General features: G+C 71.1%; 14 protein-coding genes. All 14 read right to left on the bottom strand.

Annotation, left to right across the window (positions count from 1 at the left end):
• Positions 1-127: 127 nt before the first annotated feature.
• Entirely contained in the window at positions 128-1,765 is a 1,638-nt protein-coding gene (nuoN, locus tag ACFWXO_RS40875) for an NADH-quinone oxidoreductase subunit NuoN (protein ID WP_375888995.1), read from the bottom strand.
• Entirely contained in the window at positions 1,762-3,381 is a 1,620-nt protein-coding gene (locus tag ACFWXO_RS40870; protein WP_380531202.1) for an NADH-quinone oxidoreductase subunit M, read from the bottom strand. Before ACFWXO_RS40870 ends, nuoN begins: the two co-directional genes overlap by 4 nt.
• A 157-nt stretch (positions 3,382-3,538) precedes the next feature.
• Positions 3,539-5,452 carry an NADH-quinone oxidoreductase subunit L gene (gene nuoL, locus ACFWXO_RS40865; RefSeq protein ID WP_380531201.1) on the bottom strand — a complete coding sequence of 638 codons (1,914 nt, stop codon included), beginning with the start codon at positions 5,450-5,452 and terminating at the stop codon, positions 3,539-3,541.
• Positions 5,453-5,466: 14 nt separating this feature from the next.
• Complete coding sequence (nuoK, locus tag ACFWXO_RS40860) at positions 5,467-5,766, bottom strand: NADH-quinone oxidoreductase subunit NuoK (RefSeq protein WP_360244848.1); 300 nt, start codon at positions 5,764-5,766, stop codon at positions 5,467-5,469.
• Positions 5,763-6,659, bottom strand: a complete 897-nt coding sequence (locus tag ACFWXO_RS40855) for an NADH-quinone oxidoreductase subunit J (protein WP_380531204.1) — start codon at positions 6,657-6,659, stop codon at positions 5,763-5,765. Before ACFWXO_RS40855 ends, nuoK begins: the two co-directional genes overlap by 4 nt.
• Positions 6,659-7,261, bottom strand: coding sequence for an NADH-quinone oxidoreductase subunit NuoI (gene nuoI / locus ACFWXO_RS40850; protein WP_375888986.1), 603 nt, complete (start codon positions 7,259-7,261; stop codon positions 6,659-6,661). The genes ACFWXO_RS40855 and nuoI overlap by 1 nt, the downstream gene beginning before the upstream one ends.
• A gap of 6 nt (positions 7,262-7,267) precedes the next feature.
• Entirely contained in the window at positions 7,268-8,608 is a 1,341-nt protein-coding gene (gene nuoH, locus ACFWXO_RS40845; RefSeq protein WP_375888984.1) for an NADH-quinone oxidoreductase subunit NuoH, read from the bottom strand.
• On the bottom strand, positions 8,605-11,160 hold the full coding sequence (locus ACFWXO_RS40840) for an NADH-quinone oxidoreductase subunit G (protein ID WP_380531199.1): 2,556 nt from the start codon (positions 11,158-11,160) through the stop codon (positions 8,605-8,607). The genes nuoH and ACFWXO_RS40840 overlap by 4 nt, the downstream gene beginning before the upstream one ends.
• Positions 11,157-12,518, bottom strand: coding sequence for an NADH-quinone oxidoreductase subunit NuoF (nuoF, locus tag ACFWXO_RS40835; protein ID WP_375888980.1), 1,362 nt, complete (start codon positions 12,516-12,518; stop codon positions 11,157-11,159). The genes ACFWXO_RS40840 and nuoF overlap by 4 nt, the downstream gene beginning before the upstream one ends.
• Positions 12,518-13,324: an NADH-quinone oxidoreductase subunit NuoE gene (gene nuoE / locus ACFWXO_RS40830; RefSeq protein ID WP_375888977.1), complete on the bottom strand. Its 807-nt coding sequence runs from the start codon at positions 13,322-13,324 to the stop codon at positions 12,518-12,520. The genes nuoF and nuoE overlap by 1 nt, the downstream gene beginning before the upstream one ends.
• Entirely contained in the window at positions 13,321-14,652 is a 1,332-nt protein-coding gene (locus ACFWXO_RS40825; RefSeq protein WP_380531196.1) for an NADH-quinone oxidoreductase subunit D, read from the bottom strand. Before ACFWXO_RS40825 ends, nuoE begins: the two co-directional genes overlap by 4 nt.
• Complete coding sequence (locus ACFWXO_RS40820) at positions 14,652-15,365, bottom strand: NADH-quinone oxidoreductase subunit C (protein WP_375888972.1); 714 nt, start codon at positions 15,363-15,365, stop codon at positions 14,652-14,654. Before ACFWXO_RS40820 ends, ACFWXO_RS40825 begins: the two co-directional genes overlap by 1 nt.
• Positions 15,362-15,916: a NuoB/complex I 20 kDa subunit family protein gene (locus tag ACFWXO_RS40815; protein ID WP_380531193.1), complete on the bottom strand. Its 555-nt coding sequence runs from the start codon at positions 15,914-15,916 to the stop codon at positions 15,362-15,364. Before ACFWXO_RS40815 ends, ACFWXO_RS40820 begins: the two co-directional genes overlap by 4 nt.
• Before the next feature lie 127 nt (positions 15,917-16,043).
• On the bottom strand, positions 16,044-16,403 hold the full coding sequence (locus ACFWXO_RS40810) for an NADH-quinone oxidoreductase subunit A (protein ID WP_360239135.1): 360 nt from the start codon (positions 16,401-16,403) through the stop codon (positions 16,044-16,046).
• Positions 16,404-16,930 lie beyond the last annotated feature (527 nt).

Raw genomic sequence — 16,930 nt, 5'->3', positions numbered from 1 at the left:
GCCCGTCGCGGCGGTGGTGCGCGGCGGGGGCCGCGCGGGGGGGGGGGGGAAATATGATACAAAACACGCCCCCCGTCCGCCGCGGGGGGCGCCGCCCCCCCCCCCCCAACAAACCGACCGGCTACGGTCAGTACGCGAACAGCGAGGCCTTGGACGCGAGGTCCAGGAAGTACTGCGGCAGCAGGCCCAGACCCAGCGTGACCAGCACCCCCACCCCGATCGCGGTCGCCGTGAAGGCGCTCGGGATCGCCACCGTCGGACCGCCCGGCTGCGGGTCGGAGAAGAACATCAGCACGATCACCCGGATGTAGAAGAACGCGGCCACCGCCGAACTCAGCACACCCACGATCACCAGCGGCGTCGCCCCGCCGGCCGCCGCCGCCTGGAACACCGCGAACTTCCCGGTGAAGCCGGAGGTCAGCGGGATCCCGGCGAAGGCCAGCAGGAACAGCGCGAAGACCGCCGCCACCAGCGGCGAGCGCCGCCCCAGCCCCGCCCAGCTGGACAGGTGGGTCGCCTCCCCCTTGGAGTCGCGCACCAGGGTGACCACGGCGAAGGCCCCCAGCGTCACGAAGGAGTACGCCGCCAGGTAGAACAGCACCGAGGACAGGCCCTGCTTGTTGACCGCGATCACCCCGGTCAGGATGAACCCGGCGTGCGCGATCGAGGAGTACGCCAGCAGCCGCTTGACGTCCTGCTGGGTCACCGCCAGCACCGCGCCGACCACCATGGTCAGGATCGCCACGCCCCACAGCACCGGCCGCCAGTCCAGCCGCAGGCCCGGGAAGGCCACGTAGAACAGCCGCAGGAACGCCCCGAACGCGGCGACCTTGGTGGCCGCGGCCATGAAGCCGGTCACCGGGGTCGGCGCGCCCTGGTAGACGTCCGGGGTCCAGGAGTGGAACGGCACCGCGCCCACCTTGAACAGCAGGCCCACCGCCAGCAGCGCCAGGCCGGTCAGCAGCAGCGCGTCGCTCTGGGTGCTGCTCAGCTGCGCCGGGGTCGTCATCGCCTTGCCGGAGATGACGTCCGCGATGTCGCCGAGCTTGACGCTGCCCGCGTAGCCGTACAGCAGCGCGGTGCCGAACAGGAAGAACGCCGAGGCGAAGGCGCCCAGCAGGAAGTACTTGACCGCCGCCTCCTGGGACAGCAGCCGGCGGCGCCGGGCCAGCGCGCACAGCAGGTACAGCGGGAGGGAGAAGACCTCCAGCGCCACGAACATGGTCAGCAGGTCGTTGGCGGCTGGGAAGAGCAGCATGCCGCCGACCGCGAACAGGGTCAGCGGGAAGACCTCGGTGGTCGCGAAGCCGGCCCGGACCGCGTCCCGCTCCTGCTCCCCGCCCGGGGTGGCGGACGCCTGGGCGGCGAAGGCGTCGGCGGGCAGGCCGCCGGCCTTGGGCTCCAGCCTGCGCTCCGCGTAGGTGAGCACCGCGACGACGGCGACCAGCAGGATCACGCCCTGGAGGAACAGCGCCGGGCCGTCCAGGGCGACCGACTCCATGGCCAGCAGGTCGACCCGCGGCGCGCCGTGGCCCTGCGTCGCCAGCACCACCACGGCGGCGAACGCGCCGGCCAGCGCGACCAGCGCCAGCGACACCTGGGTCCAGTGCCGCAGCCGGCGCGGGACGAAGGCCTCGACCAGGACGCCCGCCACGGCGGCCCCGAAGACCACCAGCATCGGGGAGAGTTGGCCGTACTCGATGTGCGGCGCCGGGATGCCGGGGGTGTTGCCGCCGACGGCGGCGAGCACTGCGGTGGCACTCACTTCTGCTCACCTCCTGAGGTGGCGGCGACCGGGTGGGCCGGCGCCGGGTCGGTCCGGTGGACCTGCGAGAGCGTCGCGTCCACCGAGGGGTTCACCAGGTCGGTGAGCGGCTTCGGGTACACCCCGAGCAGGATCGTCAGCGCCACCAGCGGTGCCACCACGGCCAGTTCCCGGACCTTGAGGTCGGGCATCGCGCGCACGCCCTCCTTCACCGGGCCGGTCATGGTGCGCTGGTACAGCAGCAGCGCGTACAGCGCGGCCAGCACGATGCCGAGGGTGGCGACGACGCCGATCGCCGGGTAGCGGGTGAAGGTGCCCACCAGTACCAGGAACTCGCTGACGAACGGGGCCAGTCCCGGCAGCGACAGGGTCGCCAGGCTGCCGATCAGGAAGGTCCCGGCGAGCACCGGGGCGACCTTCTGCACGCCGCCGTAGTCGGCGATCAGCCGCGAGCCGCGGCGCGAGATCAGGAAGCCGGCCACCAGCATCCACGCGGCGGTGGAGAGGCCGTGGTTGACCATGTAGAGGGTCGCGCCGCTCTGCCCCTGGCTGGTCATCGCGAAGACGCCCATGATGATGAAGCCGAAGTGCGAGATCGAGGCGTAGGCGACCAGCCGCTTGATGTCCTTCTGGCCGACCGCCAGCAGCGCGCCGTAGACGATCCCGACCAGCGACAGCACCAGGATCGCCGGGGCGAAGGTCTTCGAGGCGTCCGGGAACAGCCCGAGGCAGAAGCGCAGCATCGCGAAGGTGCCGACCTTGTCCACCACCGCGGTGATCAGCACCGCGGTGCCGGCCGTCGCCTCGCCCATCGCGTTCGGCAGCCAGGTGTGCAGCGGCCACAGCGGGGCCTTCACCGCGAAGGCGAAGAAGAAGCCGAGGAACAGCGCGTTCTGCGCCGTCCCGGACAGCTTGAGGCTGCCGCCGGCGATCGCCCCGGTGAGGGTCGGCAGGTCGAAGGTGCCGAAGCCCTGCTCCTGGGCGATCACGTACAGCCCGATCACCGCGGCCAGCATCACCAGGCCGCCGAGCAGGTTGTACAGCAGGAACTTGACGGCCGCGTAGGAGCGCTGGCGCGCCGAGTCCGGGCCGCCGGCCCGGTCGCCGAAGCCGCCGATCAGGAAGTACATCGGGATCAGCATGGCTTCGAAGAACACGTAGAACAGGAAGACGTCGGTGGCGTAGAAGGACACCACCACCATCGCCTCCACCGCCAGGATCAGGGCGAAGAAGGCCTGGGTGCGCCGTTTGTTCTCGAAGCTGCCGTCGGGGCCCGGGGCGGCCGGGTCCGCGTCGTGCCAGGAGGCCAGCATCACCATCGGCACCAGGACGGCCGTCAGCAGGGCCAGCACCGCGCCGATGCCGTCCACGCCGAGCGAGAAGGTGATGCCGAAGGAGCGGATCCAGCTGTACGACTCGGTCAGCTGGAACCGGGCGCCGTGCGGGTCGAAGCGCAGCGCCACCAGGGCGGCCAGCACCAGGGTCACCCCCGACACGGCCAGCGCGACGGTCTTGATGGTGCGCCGCCGGGCCGCGTTCGACCCGGCGGGCAGGGCGGCGGTCAGCACCGCGCCGGCCGCCGGGACGGCACAGGTGGTGGTCAGTAGCACGCTCACGGCCTGGCCTCCCGACGCGTTTCCCCGCCCCGAGCCGAAGGGCGCGCCGGTGCCGAGAGCGATGAGCGACCAGCGACCGACGAAGGAGGGAGTGCCGGAGCGAAGAGTGCCGGCGCCGGGTCCGAGCGCCCGGAGGCGAGCGGGCGAATCACAGTCATCACACGGACCTCATCAGGAGAGTCGAGGCGACCAGCACCAGCGTGCCGCCGAACATGGAGAGCGCGTACGAGCGGACGAAGCCGTTCTGGACCCGCCGCAGCCGGCCGGACAGGCCCCCGATGAGGGCGGCCAGGCCGTTGACGAAGCCGTCCAGGCCGCGGCTGTCGAAGTAGACCAGGGTCGCCGCCAGCGCCGAGCCCGGCCGCACCAGCACCGCGTGGTTGAAGTCGTCCTGCAGCAGGTCGCGGCGGGCCGCCCGGGTGAGCGGGGAGCCGACCGGCGGCACCACCGGGACGGGCGAGCGCCCGTACATCAGGTACGCCAGCCCGACGCCGGCCAGCATGCAGGCCGTGGTCAGCCCGGTGACCGTCCAGGAGCCGAGCGGCGGGTTGCCCTCGCTGTGGCCGGTGACCGGCTCCAGCCACTTCAGGAAGGAGCCGTGGTAGACGAACAGCCCGCCGGCGAAGACCGAGCCGAAGGCCAGCAGGACCATCGGCACGACCATGGTCCGCGGCGACTCGTGCGGGTGCGGGAGGTTGCCCTCGGCGTCCGGCTGCCAGCGCTTCTCGCCGAAGAAGGTCAGCAGCATCACCCGGGTCATGTAGAACGCGGTGACGGCCGCGCCGACCAGCGCGCACAGGCCGAGGATCCAGCCCTCGGTGCCGCCCTTGGCGAAGGCCGCCTCGATGATCTTGTCCTTGGAGAAGAAGCCGGACAGCCCGGGGAAGCCGATGATGGCCAGGTAGCCCAGGCCGAACGTGGCGAAGGTCCACGGCATGTGCCGCCACAGGCCGCCGTAGCGGCGCATGTTCACCTCGTCGTCCATGCCGTGCATGACCGACCCGGCGCCGAGGAACAGCCCGGCCTTGAAGAAGCCGTGGGTCACCAGGTGCATGATCGCGAACACGTAGCCGATCGGGCCCAGCCCGGCCGCCAGGACCATGTAGCCGATCTGCGACATGGTCGAGCCGGCCAGCGCCTTCTTGATGTCGTCCTTGGCGCAACCGACGACCGCACCGAACAGCAGCGTCACCGCACCGACCACCACCACGGCGGTCTGGGCGTCCGGCGCCAGGTCGAAGATCGCCGAGGACCGGGTGATCAGGTAGACCCCGGCGGTCACCATGGTGGCCGCGTGGATCAGGGCCGAGACCGGGGTCGGGCCCTCCATCGCGTCCCCCAGCCAGGACTGCAGCGGCACCTGCGCCGACTTGCCGCACGCGGCCAGCAGCAGCATCAGGCCGATCGCCGTCAGCCTGCCCTCGCTCGCCCCGTGCACCGCCCCGACCGCGCCCTCCGAACCGAGGACCGGGGTGAAGGCGAAGGAGCCGAACTCGGCGAACATCAGCATGATCGCGATCGACAGGCCCATGTCGCCGACCCGGTTGACCAGGAACGCCTTCTTCGCGGCCGTCGCCGCACTCGGCTTGTGCTGCCAGAAGCCGATCAGCAGGTACGAGGCCAGGCCCACGCCCTCCCAACCGAAGTACAGCAGGAGGTAGTTGTCCGCCAGCACCAGCAGCAGCATGGCGGCCAGGAACAGGTTCAGGTACGCGAAGAAGCGGCGCCGGCGCTCGTCGTGCGCCATGTAGCCCACCGAGTACAGGTGGATCAGCGTGCCCACCCCGGTGATCAACAGCACGAAGGTCATCGACAACTGGTCGAGCCGGAACGAGACGTCGGCCTGGAAGGCGTTCACCGGCACCCAGCTGAACAGGTGCTTCGTCACCGCCCGGTGCTCGACGTCCCGGCCCAGCATGTCCGAGAACAGGGCCAGGCCGAAGCCGAACGAGAGCGCGGCGAGCGCGGTCGCCAGCCAGTGGCCGAAGCGGTCGAAGGCCCGACCGCCCAGGAGCAGCAGGGCGGCACCGGCCAGCGGAGCCGCCACCAGCAGCGGAATGAGAGAGTTCACCGAAGGTCCTCCGCCTACAGCTTCATCAGATTGCTGTCGTCGACCGAAGCGGAGTGCCTGGTCCGGAAGATGGAGACGATGATGGCGAGGCCGACCACGACCTCGGCCGCCGCCACCACCATCGTGAAGAACGCGATGATCTGACCGTCCAGGGTCCCGTGCAGCCGGGAGAACGTCACCAGTGCCAGGTTCGAGGCGTTCAGCATCAGCTCGACGCACATGAACAGCACCACCGCGTTGCGCCGGATCAACACCCCGGACGCGCCGATGGTGAACAACAGGGCGGACAGATAGAGGTAGTTGACCGGATTCACCGCTCCCCCTCCCCGGCCTCGCGCGGCTCGGACCCGTGGCCCGGGACCGGCTCCAGGGGCCCGCGCGGAGCCGCCACCACCGGCCGCTCCGAGGACGGCCGGCCCAGCCAGTCCGCCGTACTGTTCTCCAGCTCCGCCATCCGCCGCAGCATCTCCTGGCTGACGTCCCGGACCTGGCCGCGCTCGCGCAGCGTCGCCATCACCGAGTCCTCCGCGATCGTGCCGTCCGGCAGCAGCGCCGGCACGTCCACCGCGTTGTGCCGCGCGTACACGCCCGGCGCCGGCAGCGGCGGCAGCTGGATGTTGTCCCGCACCCGCTGCTCCGCCAGCTCCCGCTGGGTCTTCGGCGCCTTCACGTGCTCCCGGTGGGTCAGCACCATCGCACCGACCGCCGCGGTGATCAGCAGCGCGCCGGTGACCTCGAAGGCCCACACGTAGCGGGTGAAGATCAGCCGGGCCAGGCCCGGCACGTTGCCCTCGGCGTTCGCCTCGGCCAGCCCGGTGAAGTGGTCCAGCCGCGCGTTCGCGATGCCCGCGATCAGCAGCACCCCGAAGCCCAGCCCGCACAGCACCGCCGCGAACCGCTGGCCCTTCAACTGCTCCTTCAGGGAGTCCTCGCTGGTCACGCCGACCAGCATCACCACGAACAGGAACAGCATCATGATCGCGCCGGTGTACACCACGATCTGCACCACGCCCAGGAACACCGCGCCCTGGGCCATGTAACAGACCGCCAGCGCCAGCATGGTCGCCGCCAGGCACAGCGCGCTGTGCACCGCCTTGCGCATCAGCAGCATCCCCAGCGCGCCACCGACCGCGATCACCGCGAGCACCCAGAACTGGACGGCCTCACCCGTGGAGGTCGTCCCGCCCGCCGCCGCCAGCTGTGCGATCACTGCCGCACCTCCTTCTCCCGGTCGGTGCGCTCCTGCTGGACCGTCCCCGGCGCCGCCCCCGTGATCTCGCCCCGGTAGTACGCACCCTCGTCGGTGCCCGGGAAGATCGCGTGCGGGGTGTCGACCATGTCCTCCGACAGGCCCACCAGCAGCTGCTCCTTGGTGAAGATCAGGTCCTTGCGGGAGGAGTCCGCCAGCTCGTACTCGTTGGTCATCGTCAGCGCCCGGGTGGGACAGGCCTCGATGCACAGCCCGCACAGGATGCAGCGGGCGTAGTTGATCTGGTACACCGCGCCGTAGCGCTCACCCGGCGAGTAGCGCTCCTCGTCCCGGTTGTCCGCGCCCTCCACGTAGATCGCGTCGGCCGGGCAGGCCCACGCGCACAGCTCGCAGCCGACGCACTTCTCCAGCCCGTCCGGATGCCGGTTCAGCTGGTGGCGGCCGTGGAAGCGCGGAGCCGTGGGCTTCTTCTGCTCCGGGTACTGCTCGGTCAGCCGCTTCTTGAACATGGCCTTGAAGGTCACGCCGAAACCGGCGGCCGGACCGAGCACCGACGGCCGGTCGGCCCGCTCGGGCCGGCCCGTCTGGTCGGACGACATCGCGGATCAGCTCCCTTCGGAATGGTCGGCCCCGTTGAGGGCGTCCTGGAGTTGCTTCGGGGCCCGGCCCGGCCGGCGCGGCACCGGCGGCAGCACCTGCCCGGGCAGCGGCGGCACCGGGTACCCGCCCGCCATCGGATCGAACTCGCCCTTGCCCGGGGCCTCCTGCTCCGGCCCGGGCTCCTTCTCCTTGCGCAGGAAGTCCCGGACCAGCGCCAGCAGCAGGATCGCGCCGACCGGCGCGCCCACGTAGAGCACCACCTCGCCGAAGCCGTACCCCTCGTTGCGCAGCGCCCGCACGCTCGCGATCAGCACCAGCCACACCAGCGAGACCGGGATCAGCACCTTCCAGCCCAGCTTCATGAACTGGTCGTAGCGCAACCGCGGCAGCGTGCCGCGCAGCCAGATGAAGAAGAACACCAGCAGCTGGATCTTCAAGGTGATCCACAGCATCGGCCACCAGCCGTGGTTGGCGCCCTCCCAGAAGGCCGACACCGGCCACGGGGCCCGCCAGCCGCCCAGGAACAGGGTCGACGCCACCGCCGAGACCGTCACCATGTTGACGTACTCGGCCAGCATGAACATCGCGAACTTCAACGAGGAGTACTCGGTGTTGAAACCGCCCACCAGCTCGCCCTCGGCCTCCGGGAGGTCGAACGGCGCCCGGTTGGTCTCCCCGACCATCGCGATGACGTAGACGATGAACGACACCGGCAGCAGCACCGCGAACCACTTCGGCTGCTGGTGCGCCACGATCTCCGAGGTCGACATCGACCCCGAGTAGACGAACACCGCCGCGAAGGACAGGCCCATCGCGATCTCGTAGCTGATCATCTGCGCGGCCGACCGCAGGCCGCCCAGCAGCGGGTACGTCGAACCGGAGGACCAACCGGCCAGCACGATCCCGTAGATGCCGATCGAGGCGGTGGCCAGGATGTAGAGCAGCGCCACCGGGAAGTCGGTCAGCTGCAGCGGCGTCCGGGTGCCGAAGACCGACACCTCCTCGCCGGCCGGGCCGAACGGGATCACCGCGAAGGCCATGAACGCCGGGATCGCGCAGACGATCGGGGCCAGGACGTAGACCACCTTGTCCGCGCCCTTGACGACCAGGTCCTCCTTGAGTGCCAGCTTCACGCCGTCCGCCAGCGACTGCAGCAGGCCCCACGGCCCGTGCCGGTTCGGCCCGATGCGCAACTGCATCCAGGCCACCACCTTGCGCTCCCAGACGATCGTCACCAGCACCGTCAGCACCAGGAAGGCGAAGCAGAACACCGCCTTCAACAGCACCAGCCACCACGGGTCCTGGCCGAAGAAGTGGAGCGTCTCGTACGGCTGCGGAGTCGTCATCGGACCTCCCCTTCCCGGGACCCGCCCTCGACGGCGACCGGCGCGAGCTCGGCCGCGGCGATCGTCACCAGATGGCCGACGGTGGTGCCGAGCGCGCGGTGCGCGCCGCCCGGCGTGGAGTTGAGCGGGATCCAGACCGTACGGTCCGGGACCGAGTCGGTCACCTCCAGCGGCAGGACCAGCGAACCCGCCGGACCGGTCAGCCGCAGCGCACCGGCGGCCTCCGCGCCGGCCTCGGCGCCGACCCCCGTGCCGACACCCGCGCCGACCTCCTTGGCGCCGATCTCCTTCGCGGTGGCCGACGACACCCGGGCCACCGCCCGGTGCCGCGTCCCCGCCAGGTGCGGATCGCCGTCCTGCAAGGAGCCCTCGTCCAGCAGCAGCCGCCAACCCGCCAGCACCGCCTGGCCGGTGGCCGGACGCGGCAGCACACCCGGGTGCGCCGCCGGATCCGCCGCGCGGTCACCCCGCCACGGCCCGAAGCGGTCCAGCTCCAGCCGGGCCGCCCGCACGTCCGCCAGGCCCAGCCGGTGCCCCAGCGCGTCCGCCAGCATCGCCAGCACCCGCAGGTCCGACTGAAGGTGACGGCCCATCTGCTGGTCCGGCTTGAGCGCGGCCTCGAACATCCGCACCCGGCCCTCCCAGTCCAGGAACGTCCCCGCCTTCTCCGCCACCGCCGCCACCGGCAGCACCACGTCGGCCCGGCCCGTCACCGCCGACGGCCGCAGCTCCAGCGACACCACGAACGGCACCGCCGCCAGCGCCTCCCCGGCCAGCGCCGGATCCGGCAGATCGTCAAGGTCCACCCCGCCGACCAGCAACGCGTCCAGATCGCCCCGCGCCGCCGCGGTCAGGATCTGGCCGGTGTCCCGGCCCGGACGCGACGGCAGCTCCGCCACCCCCCACACCGAGGCCGCCTGGGCCCGCGCCGCCGCGTCCGCCACCGGACGGCCGCCCGGCAGCAGACCCGGCAGCGCGCCGGCCTCCACCGCCCCGCGCTCCCCGGCCCGGCGCGGCACCCAGGCCAGCGCCGCCCCGGTCGCGTGCGCCAACCGCAGCACCGCCGTCAACGCACCCGGCACCGACGCCAGCCGCTCACCCGCCAGGATCACCGCACCCGGCCGGCGCAACAGCTCCGCCGCCCGCCCGGCCTCGTCGTTCAACGGCTCGTCCGCCGCCAGCGCCGCGAACCACTCCGGCTCCGTCCCCGGCGCCGCCGGCAGCAGCGCACCGCGCAGCTTCGCCAGCCCCCGGGAGGCGAACGACGCCACCGAGAACACCTTGACGCCGTTGCCCCGGGACGCCTTGCGCAGCCGCAGGAAGACGATCGGCGACTCCTCCTCCGGCTCGAACCCCGCCAGCAGCACCGCCGGAGCCTGCTCCAGCCGCGCGTAGTCGACGCCCGAACCGTCCACGTCCACCCCGCGCCCGGCGACCGCCGCGGCCAGGAAGTCCGCCTCCTCACCGCTGTGCGGGCGGGACCGGAAGTCCACGTCGTTGGTGCCCAGCACCACCCGGGCGAACTTCGCGTACGCGTACGCGTCCTCCACCGTCACCCGGCCGCCCGCCAGCACACCCGTACGGGCCCCGCGCAGACCCTCGGCGGCCCGCCGCAACGCCTCCGGCCAGGAGACCGGCACCAGCTCGCCGTCCACCCGCACCAGCGGGGCCGTCAGCCGGTCCCGCTGCTGGGCGTAGCGGAACGCGAACCGGCCCTTGTCGCAGTTCCACTCCTCGTTCACCGCCGGGTCCTCGCCCGCCAGCCGGCGCAGCACCTTGCCCCGCCGGTGATCGGTGCGCTGCGCGCAACCCGCCGAGCAGTGCTCGCACACGCTCGGCGAGGACACCAGGTCGAAGGGGCGCGAGCGGAAACGATAAGCCGCCGAGGTCAGCGCCCCCACCGGACAGATCTGGATGGTGTTCCCGGAGAAGTACGACTCGAAGTCGTCCCCCTCCCCCGTGCCCACCTGCTGCAGCGCCCCGCGCTCCACCAGGTCGATGAACGGGTCCCCGGCGATCTGCTGCGAGAAGCGGGTGCAGCGCGCGCACAGCACGCAGCGCTCCCGGTCCAGCAGCACCTGGCTGCTGATCGGCAGCGGCTTCGCGTAGGTGCGCTTCATCCCCTCGAACCGGGAGTCCGCCGCGCCGCTGCTCATCGCCTGGTTCTGCAGCGGGCACTCGCCGCCCTTGTCGCAGACCGGGCAGTCCAGCGGGTGGTTGATCAGCAGCAGCTCCATCACGCCGCGCTGGGCCTTCTCCGCCACCGGCGAACTCAGCTGGGTGCGCACCACCATGCCCTCGGCGACCGGGATGGTGCAGGAGGCGACCGGCTTGCGCTGGCCCTCGACCTCCACGATGCACTGCCGGCAGGCGCCGGCCGGATCCAGCAGCGGATGGTCGCAGAAGCGCGGGATCTGGGTGCCGATGGTCTCGGCGGCCCGGATCACCAAGGTGCCCTTGGGGACCTTCACTTCGACGCCGTCGATGGTGAGCGTGACCAGTTCGACCGCGGCTCCGTCGTTCGTGGAGGCGGCCGGCTCGGTGATCGTCACGCGTGCACCTCCCTCTCGGTGGCGGACTGGTGGCCGGGGCGGGGGCCGTCGGCCCAGACGGTGGACGCGGCCGGGTCGAACGGGCAGCGGCGCTCGGCCAGGTGCTGCTCGTACTCGGCCCGGAAGTACTGGAGCGAGGAGACGATCGGGCTCGCCGCGCCGTCGCCCAGCGCGCAGAAGGACTTGCCGTTGATGTTGTCGGCGATGTCGAGGAGCTTCTCCAGGTCCCCGTCGACGCCCTGGCCCGCCTCGATCCGCTTCAACAGCTGGACCAGCCAGTAGGTGCCCTCCCGGCAGGGGGTGCACTTGCCGCAGGACTCGTGGGCGTAGAACTCCGTCCAACGGGTCACCGCCCGCACCACGCAGGTGGTCTCGTCGAAGACCTGCAGCGCCTTGGTGCCGAGCATCGAGCCCGCCGCGCCGACGCCCTCGTAGTCCAGCGGGACGTCGAGGTGCTCGTCGGTGAACATCGGGGTGGAGGAGCCGCCCGGGGTCCAGAACTTCAACCGGTGCCCGGCCCGGACGCCGCCGGAGAGGTCCAGCAGCTGGCGCAGCGTGATGCCGAGCGGGGCCTCGTACTGGCCGGGGTTGGTGACGTGGCCGGACAGCGAGTACAGCGTGAAGCCCGGGGACTTCTCGGTGCCCAGGCCCTTGAACCACTCCTTGCCGCGGGCCAGGATCGGCGGCACCGAGGCGATCGACTCGACGTTGTTGACCACCGTCGGGCAGGCGTACAGGCCGGCGATCGCCGGGAACGGCGGGCGCAGCCTCGGCTGGCCGCGGCGGCCCTCCAGCGAGTCCAGCAGCGCCGTCTCCTCGCCGCAGATGTAGGCGCCGGCGCCGGCGTGGACGGTGATGTCCAGGTTCACGCCCGAGCCGAGGATGTCCCGGCCGAGCAGTCCCGCCGCGTACGCCTCGGCGACCGCGGCGTGCAGGCGGCGCAGCACCGGGACGACCTCGCCGCGCAGGTAGATGAACGCGTGGTCGCAGCGGATCGCGTAGGAGGCGATGACCATGCCCTCGATGAGGGAGTGCGGGTTGGCGAACAGCAGCGGGATGTCCTTGCAGGTGCCCGGCTCGGACTCGTCCGCGTTGACCACCAGGTAGTGCGGCTTGCCGTCGTTCTGCGGGATGAACTGCCACTTCATCCCGGTGGGGAAGCCGGCACCGCCGCGGCCGCGCAGACCGGAGTCCTTGACCAGGGCGATCACGTCGTCCGGGGGCATCGCGAGGGCCGCCTTGAGGCCCTCGTAGCCGTGGTGGCGGCGGTAGGTGGCGAGGGTCCAGGGACGGCTGTCGTCCCAGGGGTCGGACAGGACGGGGGTGAGCAGCTTCTCGGCCGGCTCGGCGGAGGTCATCACGCTTCGGTCCCTTCCTGGCCGTCGGCCTTGCCTTCGTGGCCCGGCTCCCCGTGGCCCGGATCCCCGTGGCGGGGGGCCTCGTGGCGGGGGGAGACCACCTTGGTGCCGGCGGTGCCGGGCAGGGCCTCGCCGCGCGCCAGCCGCAGCCCGGCCAGCGAGGGGGCGCCGCCGGCACCCGACTCGTCGTTGGCGCCCGGGCGCTCGTCCGGGAAGCCGGCCAGGATCCGGGCGGTCTCCTTGAAGCCGCACAGCCGGGCGCCGCGGGTGGGCCGCACCTCGCGGCCGGCCCGCAGGTCGTCGACCAGCCGGCGGGCGCTCTGCGGGGTCTGGTCGTCGAAGAACTCCCAGTTGACCATCACCACGGGGGCGTAGTCGCAGGCGGCGTTGCACTCGATGTGCTCGATCGAGATCTCGCCGTCCTCGGTGGTCTCGTTGTTGCCGATGCCCAGGTGCTCCTGGAGGTCGGCGAAGATCCGGTCCCCGCCGAGCACCGCGCACAGGGTGTTGGTGCAGACCCCGACGTGGTACTTCCCGGCCGGGCGCCGCCGGTACATCGTGTAGAAGGTGGCGACGGCGGTGACCTCGGCCGTGGTGAGCCCCAACTGCTCGGCGCAGAAGCGGATCCCGGTCCGGCTGACGAAGCCCTCCTCGGCCTGCACCAGGTGCAGCAGCGGCAGCAGCGCCGAACGGGCCTGCGGGTAGCGGCCGATCAGCTCGGCGGCGTCGGCGGCCAGCCGGGAGCGCACCTCCTCCGGGTACGGCGGGGCCGGCATCGCCGGCAGTCCCAGTTCGACGTCCGTCACCGGTCCACGCCTCCCATCACCGGGTCGATCCCGGCCACCGCGACGATCACGTCGGCCACCTGGCCGCCCTCGCACATCGCCGCCATCGTCTGCAGATTGGTGAACGACGGGTCCCGGAAGTGCACCCGGTACGGGCGCGTCCCGCCGTCGCTGACCACGTGCACGCCCAGCTCGCCCTTGGACGACTCGACCGCCGCGTACGCCTGGCCGACCGGGACCCGGAAGCCCTCGGTGACCAGCTTGAAGTGGTGGATCAGGGCCTCCATCGAGGTGCCCATGATCTTGCGGATGTGGTCGAGCGAGTTGCCCATCCCGTCCGGGCCGACGGCCAGTTGGGCCGGCCAGGCGATCTTCTTGTCGGCCACCATGACCGGGCCCGGGCGCAGCCGGTCCAGGCACTGCTCGACGATCCGCAGGGACTGCTTCATCTCCTCCAGCCGGATCAGGAACCGGCCGTAGGAGTCGGCGGTGTCGGCGACCGCGACCTCGAAGTCGTAGTCCTGGTAGCCGCAGTACGGATCGGTCTTGCGCAGGTCGTGCGGCAGGCCGGTGGCCCGCAGGATCGGACCGGTGGCGCCCAGGGCCAGGCAGCCGGCCAGGTCCAGGAAGCCGACGTCGACCAGCCGGGCCTTGAACACCGGGTTGCCGGTGGCGAGTTTGTCGTACTCGTGCATCCGGGAGCGGAGGGTGCGGACCGCCTCGCGGATCTGGTCGACGGCGCCGGGCGGCAGGTCCTGGGCCAGGCCGCCGGGGCGGACGTACGCGTGGTTCATGCGCAGGCCGGTGACCAGTTCGAAGACGTCCAGGATCAGCTCGCGGTCCCGGAACCCGTAGACCATCAGGGTGGTGGCGCCGATCTCCATGCCGCCGGTGGCCAGGCAGACCAGGTGCGAGGCGATCCGGTTGAGCTCCATCATCATCACCCGGATGACGCTGGCCCGCTCCGGGATGTCGTCGGTGATGCCGAGCAGCTTCTCGACCGCCAGGCAGTAGGCGGTCTCGTTGAACAGCGGGATCACGTAGTCCATGCGGGTCACGAAGGTGGTGCCCTGGACCCAGCTGCGGAACTCCATGTTCTTCTCGATGCCGGTGTGGAGGTAGCCGATGCCGCAGCGGGCCTCCTTCACCGTCTCGCCGTCGATCTCCAGGATCAGCCGCAGCACGCCGTGGGTGGACGGGTGCTGGGGGCCCATGTTGACGATGATGCGCTCGTCGTCGGCCCGGCCGGCCGCCTCGATCACCTCGCCCCAGTCGCCGCCGGTGACGGTGAAGACCCGGCCCTCGGTGGTGTCGCGGGCATCTGCTTCCTCGTAGTGCTGAGTACTCATCAGCTGTACGACCTCCGCTGGTCGGGAGCCGGGATCTGGGCGCCCTTGTACTCGACGGGGATGCCGCCGAGCGGGTAGTCCTTGCGCTGCGGGTGGCCCAGCCAGTCGTCCGGCATCATGATCCGGGTGAGCGCCGGGTGGCCGTCGAAGACCAGGCCGAAGAAGTCGTAGGCCTCGCGCTCGTGCCAGTTGCTGGTCGGGTAGACGCTCACCACGGAGGGGATCCGCGGGTCGGCGTCCGGCGCGGTGACCTCCAGCCTGATCAGCCGGCCGTGGGTGATCGAGCGCAGGTGGTAGACCGCGTGCAGCTCGCGGCCCCGGTCGCCCGGGTAGTGCACCCCGCTCACGCCCAGGCACAGCTCGAAGCGCAGCGCCGGGTCGTCGCGCAGGATGCGCACCGCCTTCAACAGGTGGGTGCGGTCCAGGTGGAAGGTGAGCTCGCCGCGGTCGACCACGGTCTTCTCGACCACCTCGGCCGGGTCCAGGCCCTGCTCCTCCAGCGCGCCCTCGAACTCGTCGGCGACCTCGTCGAACCAGCCGCCGTACGGGCGTTCGCTCGGGCCGGGCAGCACGATCGGGGCGGCCAGACCGCCGAAGCCGGAGGTGTCGCCGGTGCCGTCGGCACCGAACATGCCCTGCCGGCGGCCGACCACCTCGACCGGGATCTCCCGGGGCGGCTGCTCGCGGCGGGACTCGGGTACCTGCTCGCTCATCGCAGCTGCCCCCGCATCTCGCTGATCGGGGTCGCCTTGAGGGCCAGGGCCTCGCCCAACTCCTCGGCGCGGCGCCGGTTCACGCCCAGCGGCTCGTGCTGGATCTTGTCGTGCAGCTTCAGGATCGCGTCCAGCAGCATCTCCGGGCGGGGCGGGCAACCGGGCAGGTAGATGTCCACCGGGACGATGTGGTCGACGCCCTGCACGATCGCGTAGTTGTTGAACATCCCGCCGGAAGAGGCGCAGACGCCCATCGAGATGACCCACTTCGGGTTGGGCATCTGGTCGTACACCTGGCGCAGCACCGGGGCCATCTTCTGACTCACCCGGCCCGCCACGATCATCAGATCGGCCTGCCGGGGGGAGCCCCGGAAGACCTCCATCCCGAACCGGGCCAGGTCGTAGCGGCCGGCACCGGTGGTCATCATCTCGATCGCGCAGCAGGCCAGACCGAAGGTGGCCGGGAAGAGTGACGCCTTGCGCACCCAGCCGGCGGCCGACTCCACGGTCGTGAGCAGAAAGCCGCTCGGCAGCTTCTCCTCGATTCCCATCAGATCCCTCTCAATGCCCTCAAGTCCTCTGGTACGTCCGGCGATGCGCCCGCGGAGCGTCCGGGGGAACGTCCGGCCCGTCCGAGCTTGTCCGCTCGTTCACAAGGGCGGCGGCGCCACCCCTGCCTCAGTCCCACTCCAGGCCGCCGCGACGCCAGACGTAGGCGTACGCGACGAAGACGGTGGCGATGAACAGGAGCATCTCGACCAGCCCGAAGAGCCCCAGGGAGTCGAAGGTCACCGCCCAGGGGTAGAGGAAGACGATCTCGATGTCGAAGACGATGAAGAGCATCGCCGTCAGGTAGTACTTGATCGGGAACCGACCGCCGCCCACGGGCTGCGGGGTCGGCTCGATGCCGCACTCGTACGCCTCCAACTTGGCCCGGTTGTAGCGCTTGGGGCCGGTGAGTGAGGCCATCACGACGGAACCGACCGCGAACGCCGCCGCGATGGCACCGAGTACGAGGATCGGCGCGTAGGCATTCATAGCCCCCGCTCCCTCCGTCCAGTCGTCCTTGACTGCAGATCGGAACCGGCGGGTCACACTGAGGTGAACCCGCGTTCCAGTTCCCGAGATCCACCTCATGTGAGGCAGTTCACAAAGCCTGGAACGAGCGCATCCTATGCCCGGTGGCTTGTGATCTGCGACACGCAGTTCATCGTCATCTTTGTGATCTACGCCACCATGTGAATGGTGGCGAATGTGAACATGCCCAGAGTTGTCAACGCAAAGGAGTCAAATGGTCACAAGCAGTCGCATTTACCTGGGAAGCGGCTGGTCAGGGGCGTATTCCTATATCAACTATGCTCCGGGGATGGCAAATTTCGGGGCGTCATGTTGACGTGTTATAACGGCTCACTCGGAGGGGTGGTGGGGGGAGGAACGCTTGCTTGACCCTTTGTTCACAAGCGCGCGATGGTGCCGTGGGGGTCTGCGCCCCCCCCCCCCCCCCCGCCGCCCCCCCCCCCCCCGCCCCCCCCCCCCCCCCCCCCCCCCCCCGCCCCCCCCCCCCC

Origin of the sequence: Kitasatospora sp. NPDC059088 (genome assembly GCF_042738155.1) — a bacterium.
Lineage (GTDB): Bacteria > Actinomycetota > Actinomycetes > Streptomycetales > Streptomycetaceae > Kitasatospora.
Note: the sequence above shows the minus strand (reverse complement) of the source record. Positions and strands in the feature narration are given on the sequence as shown.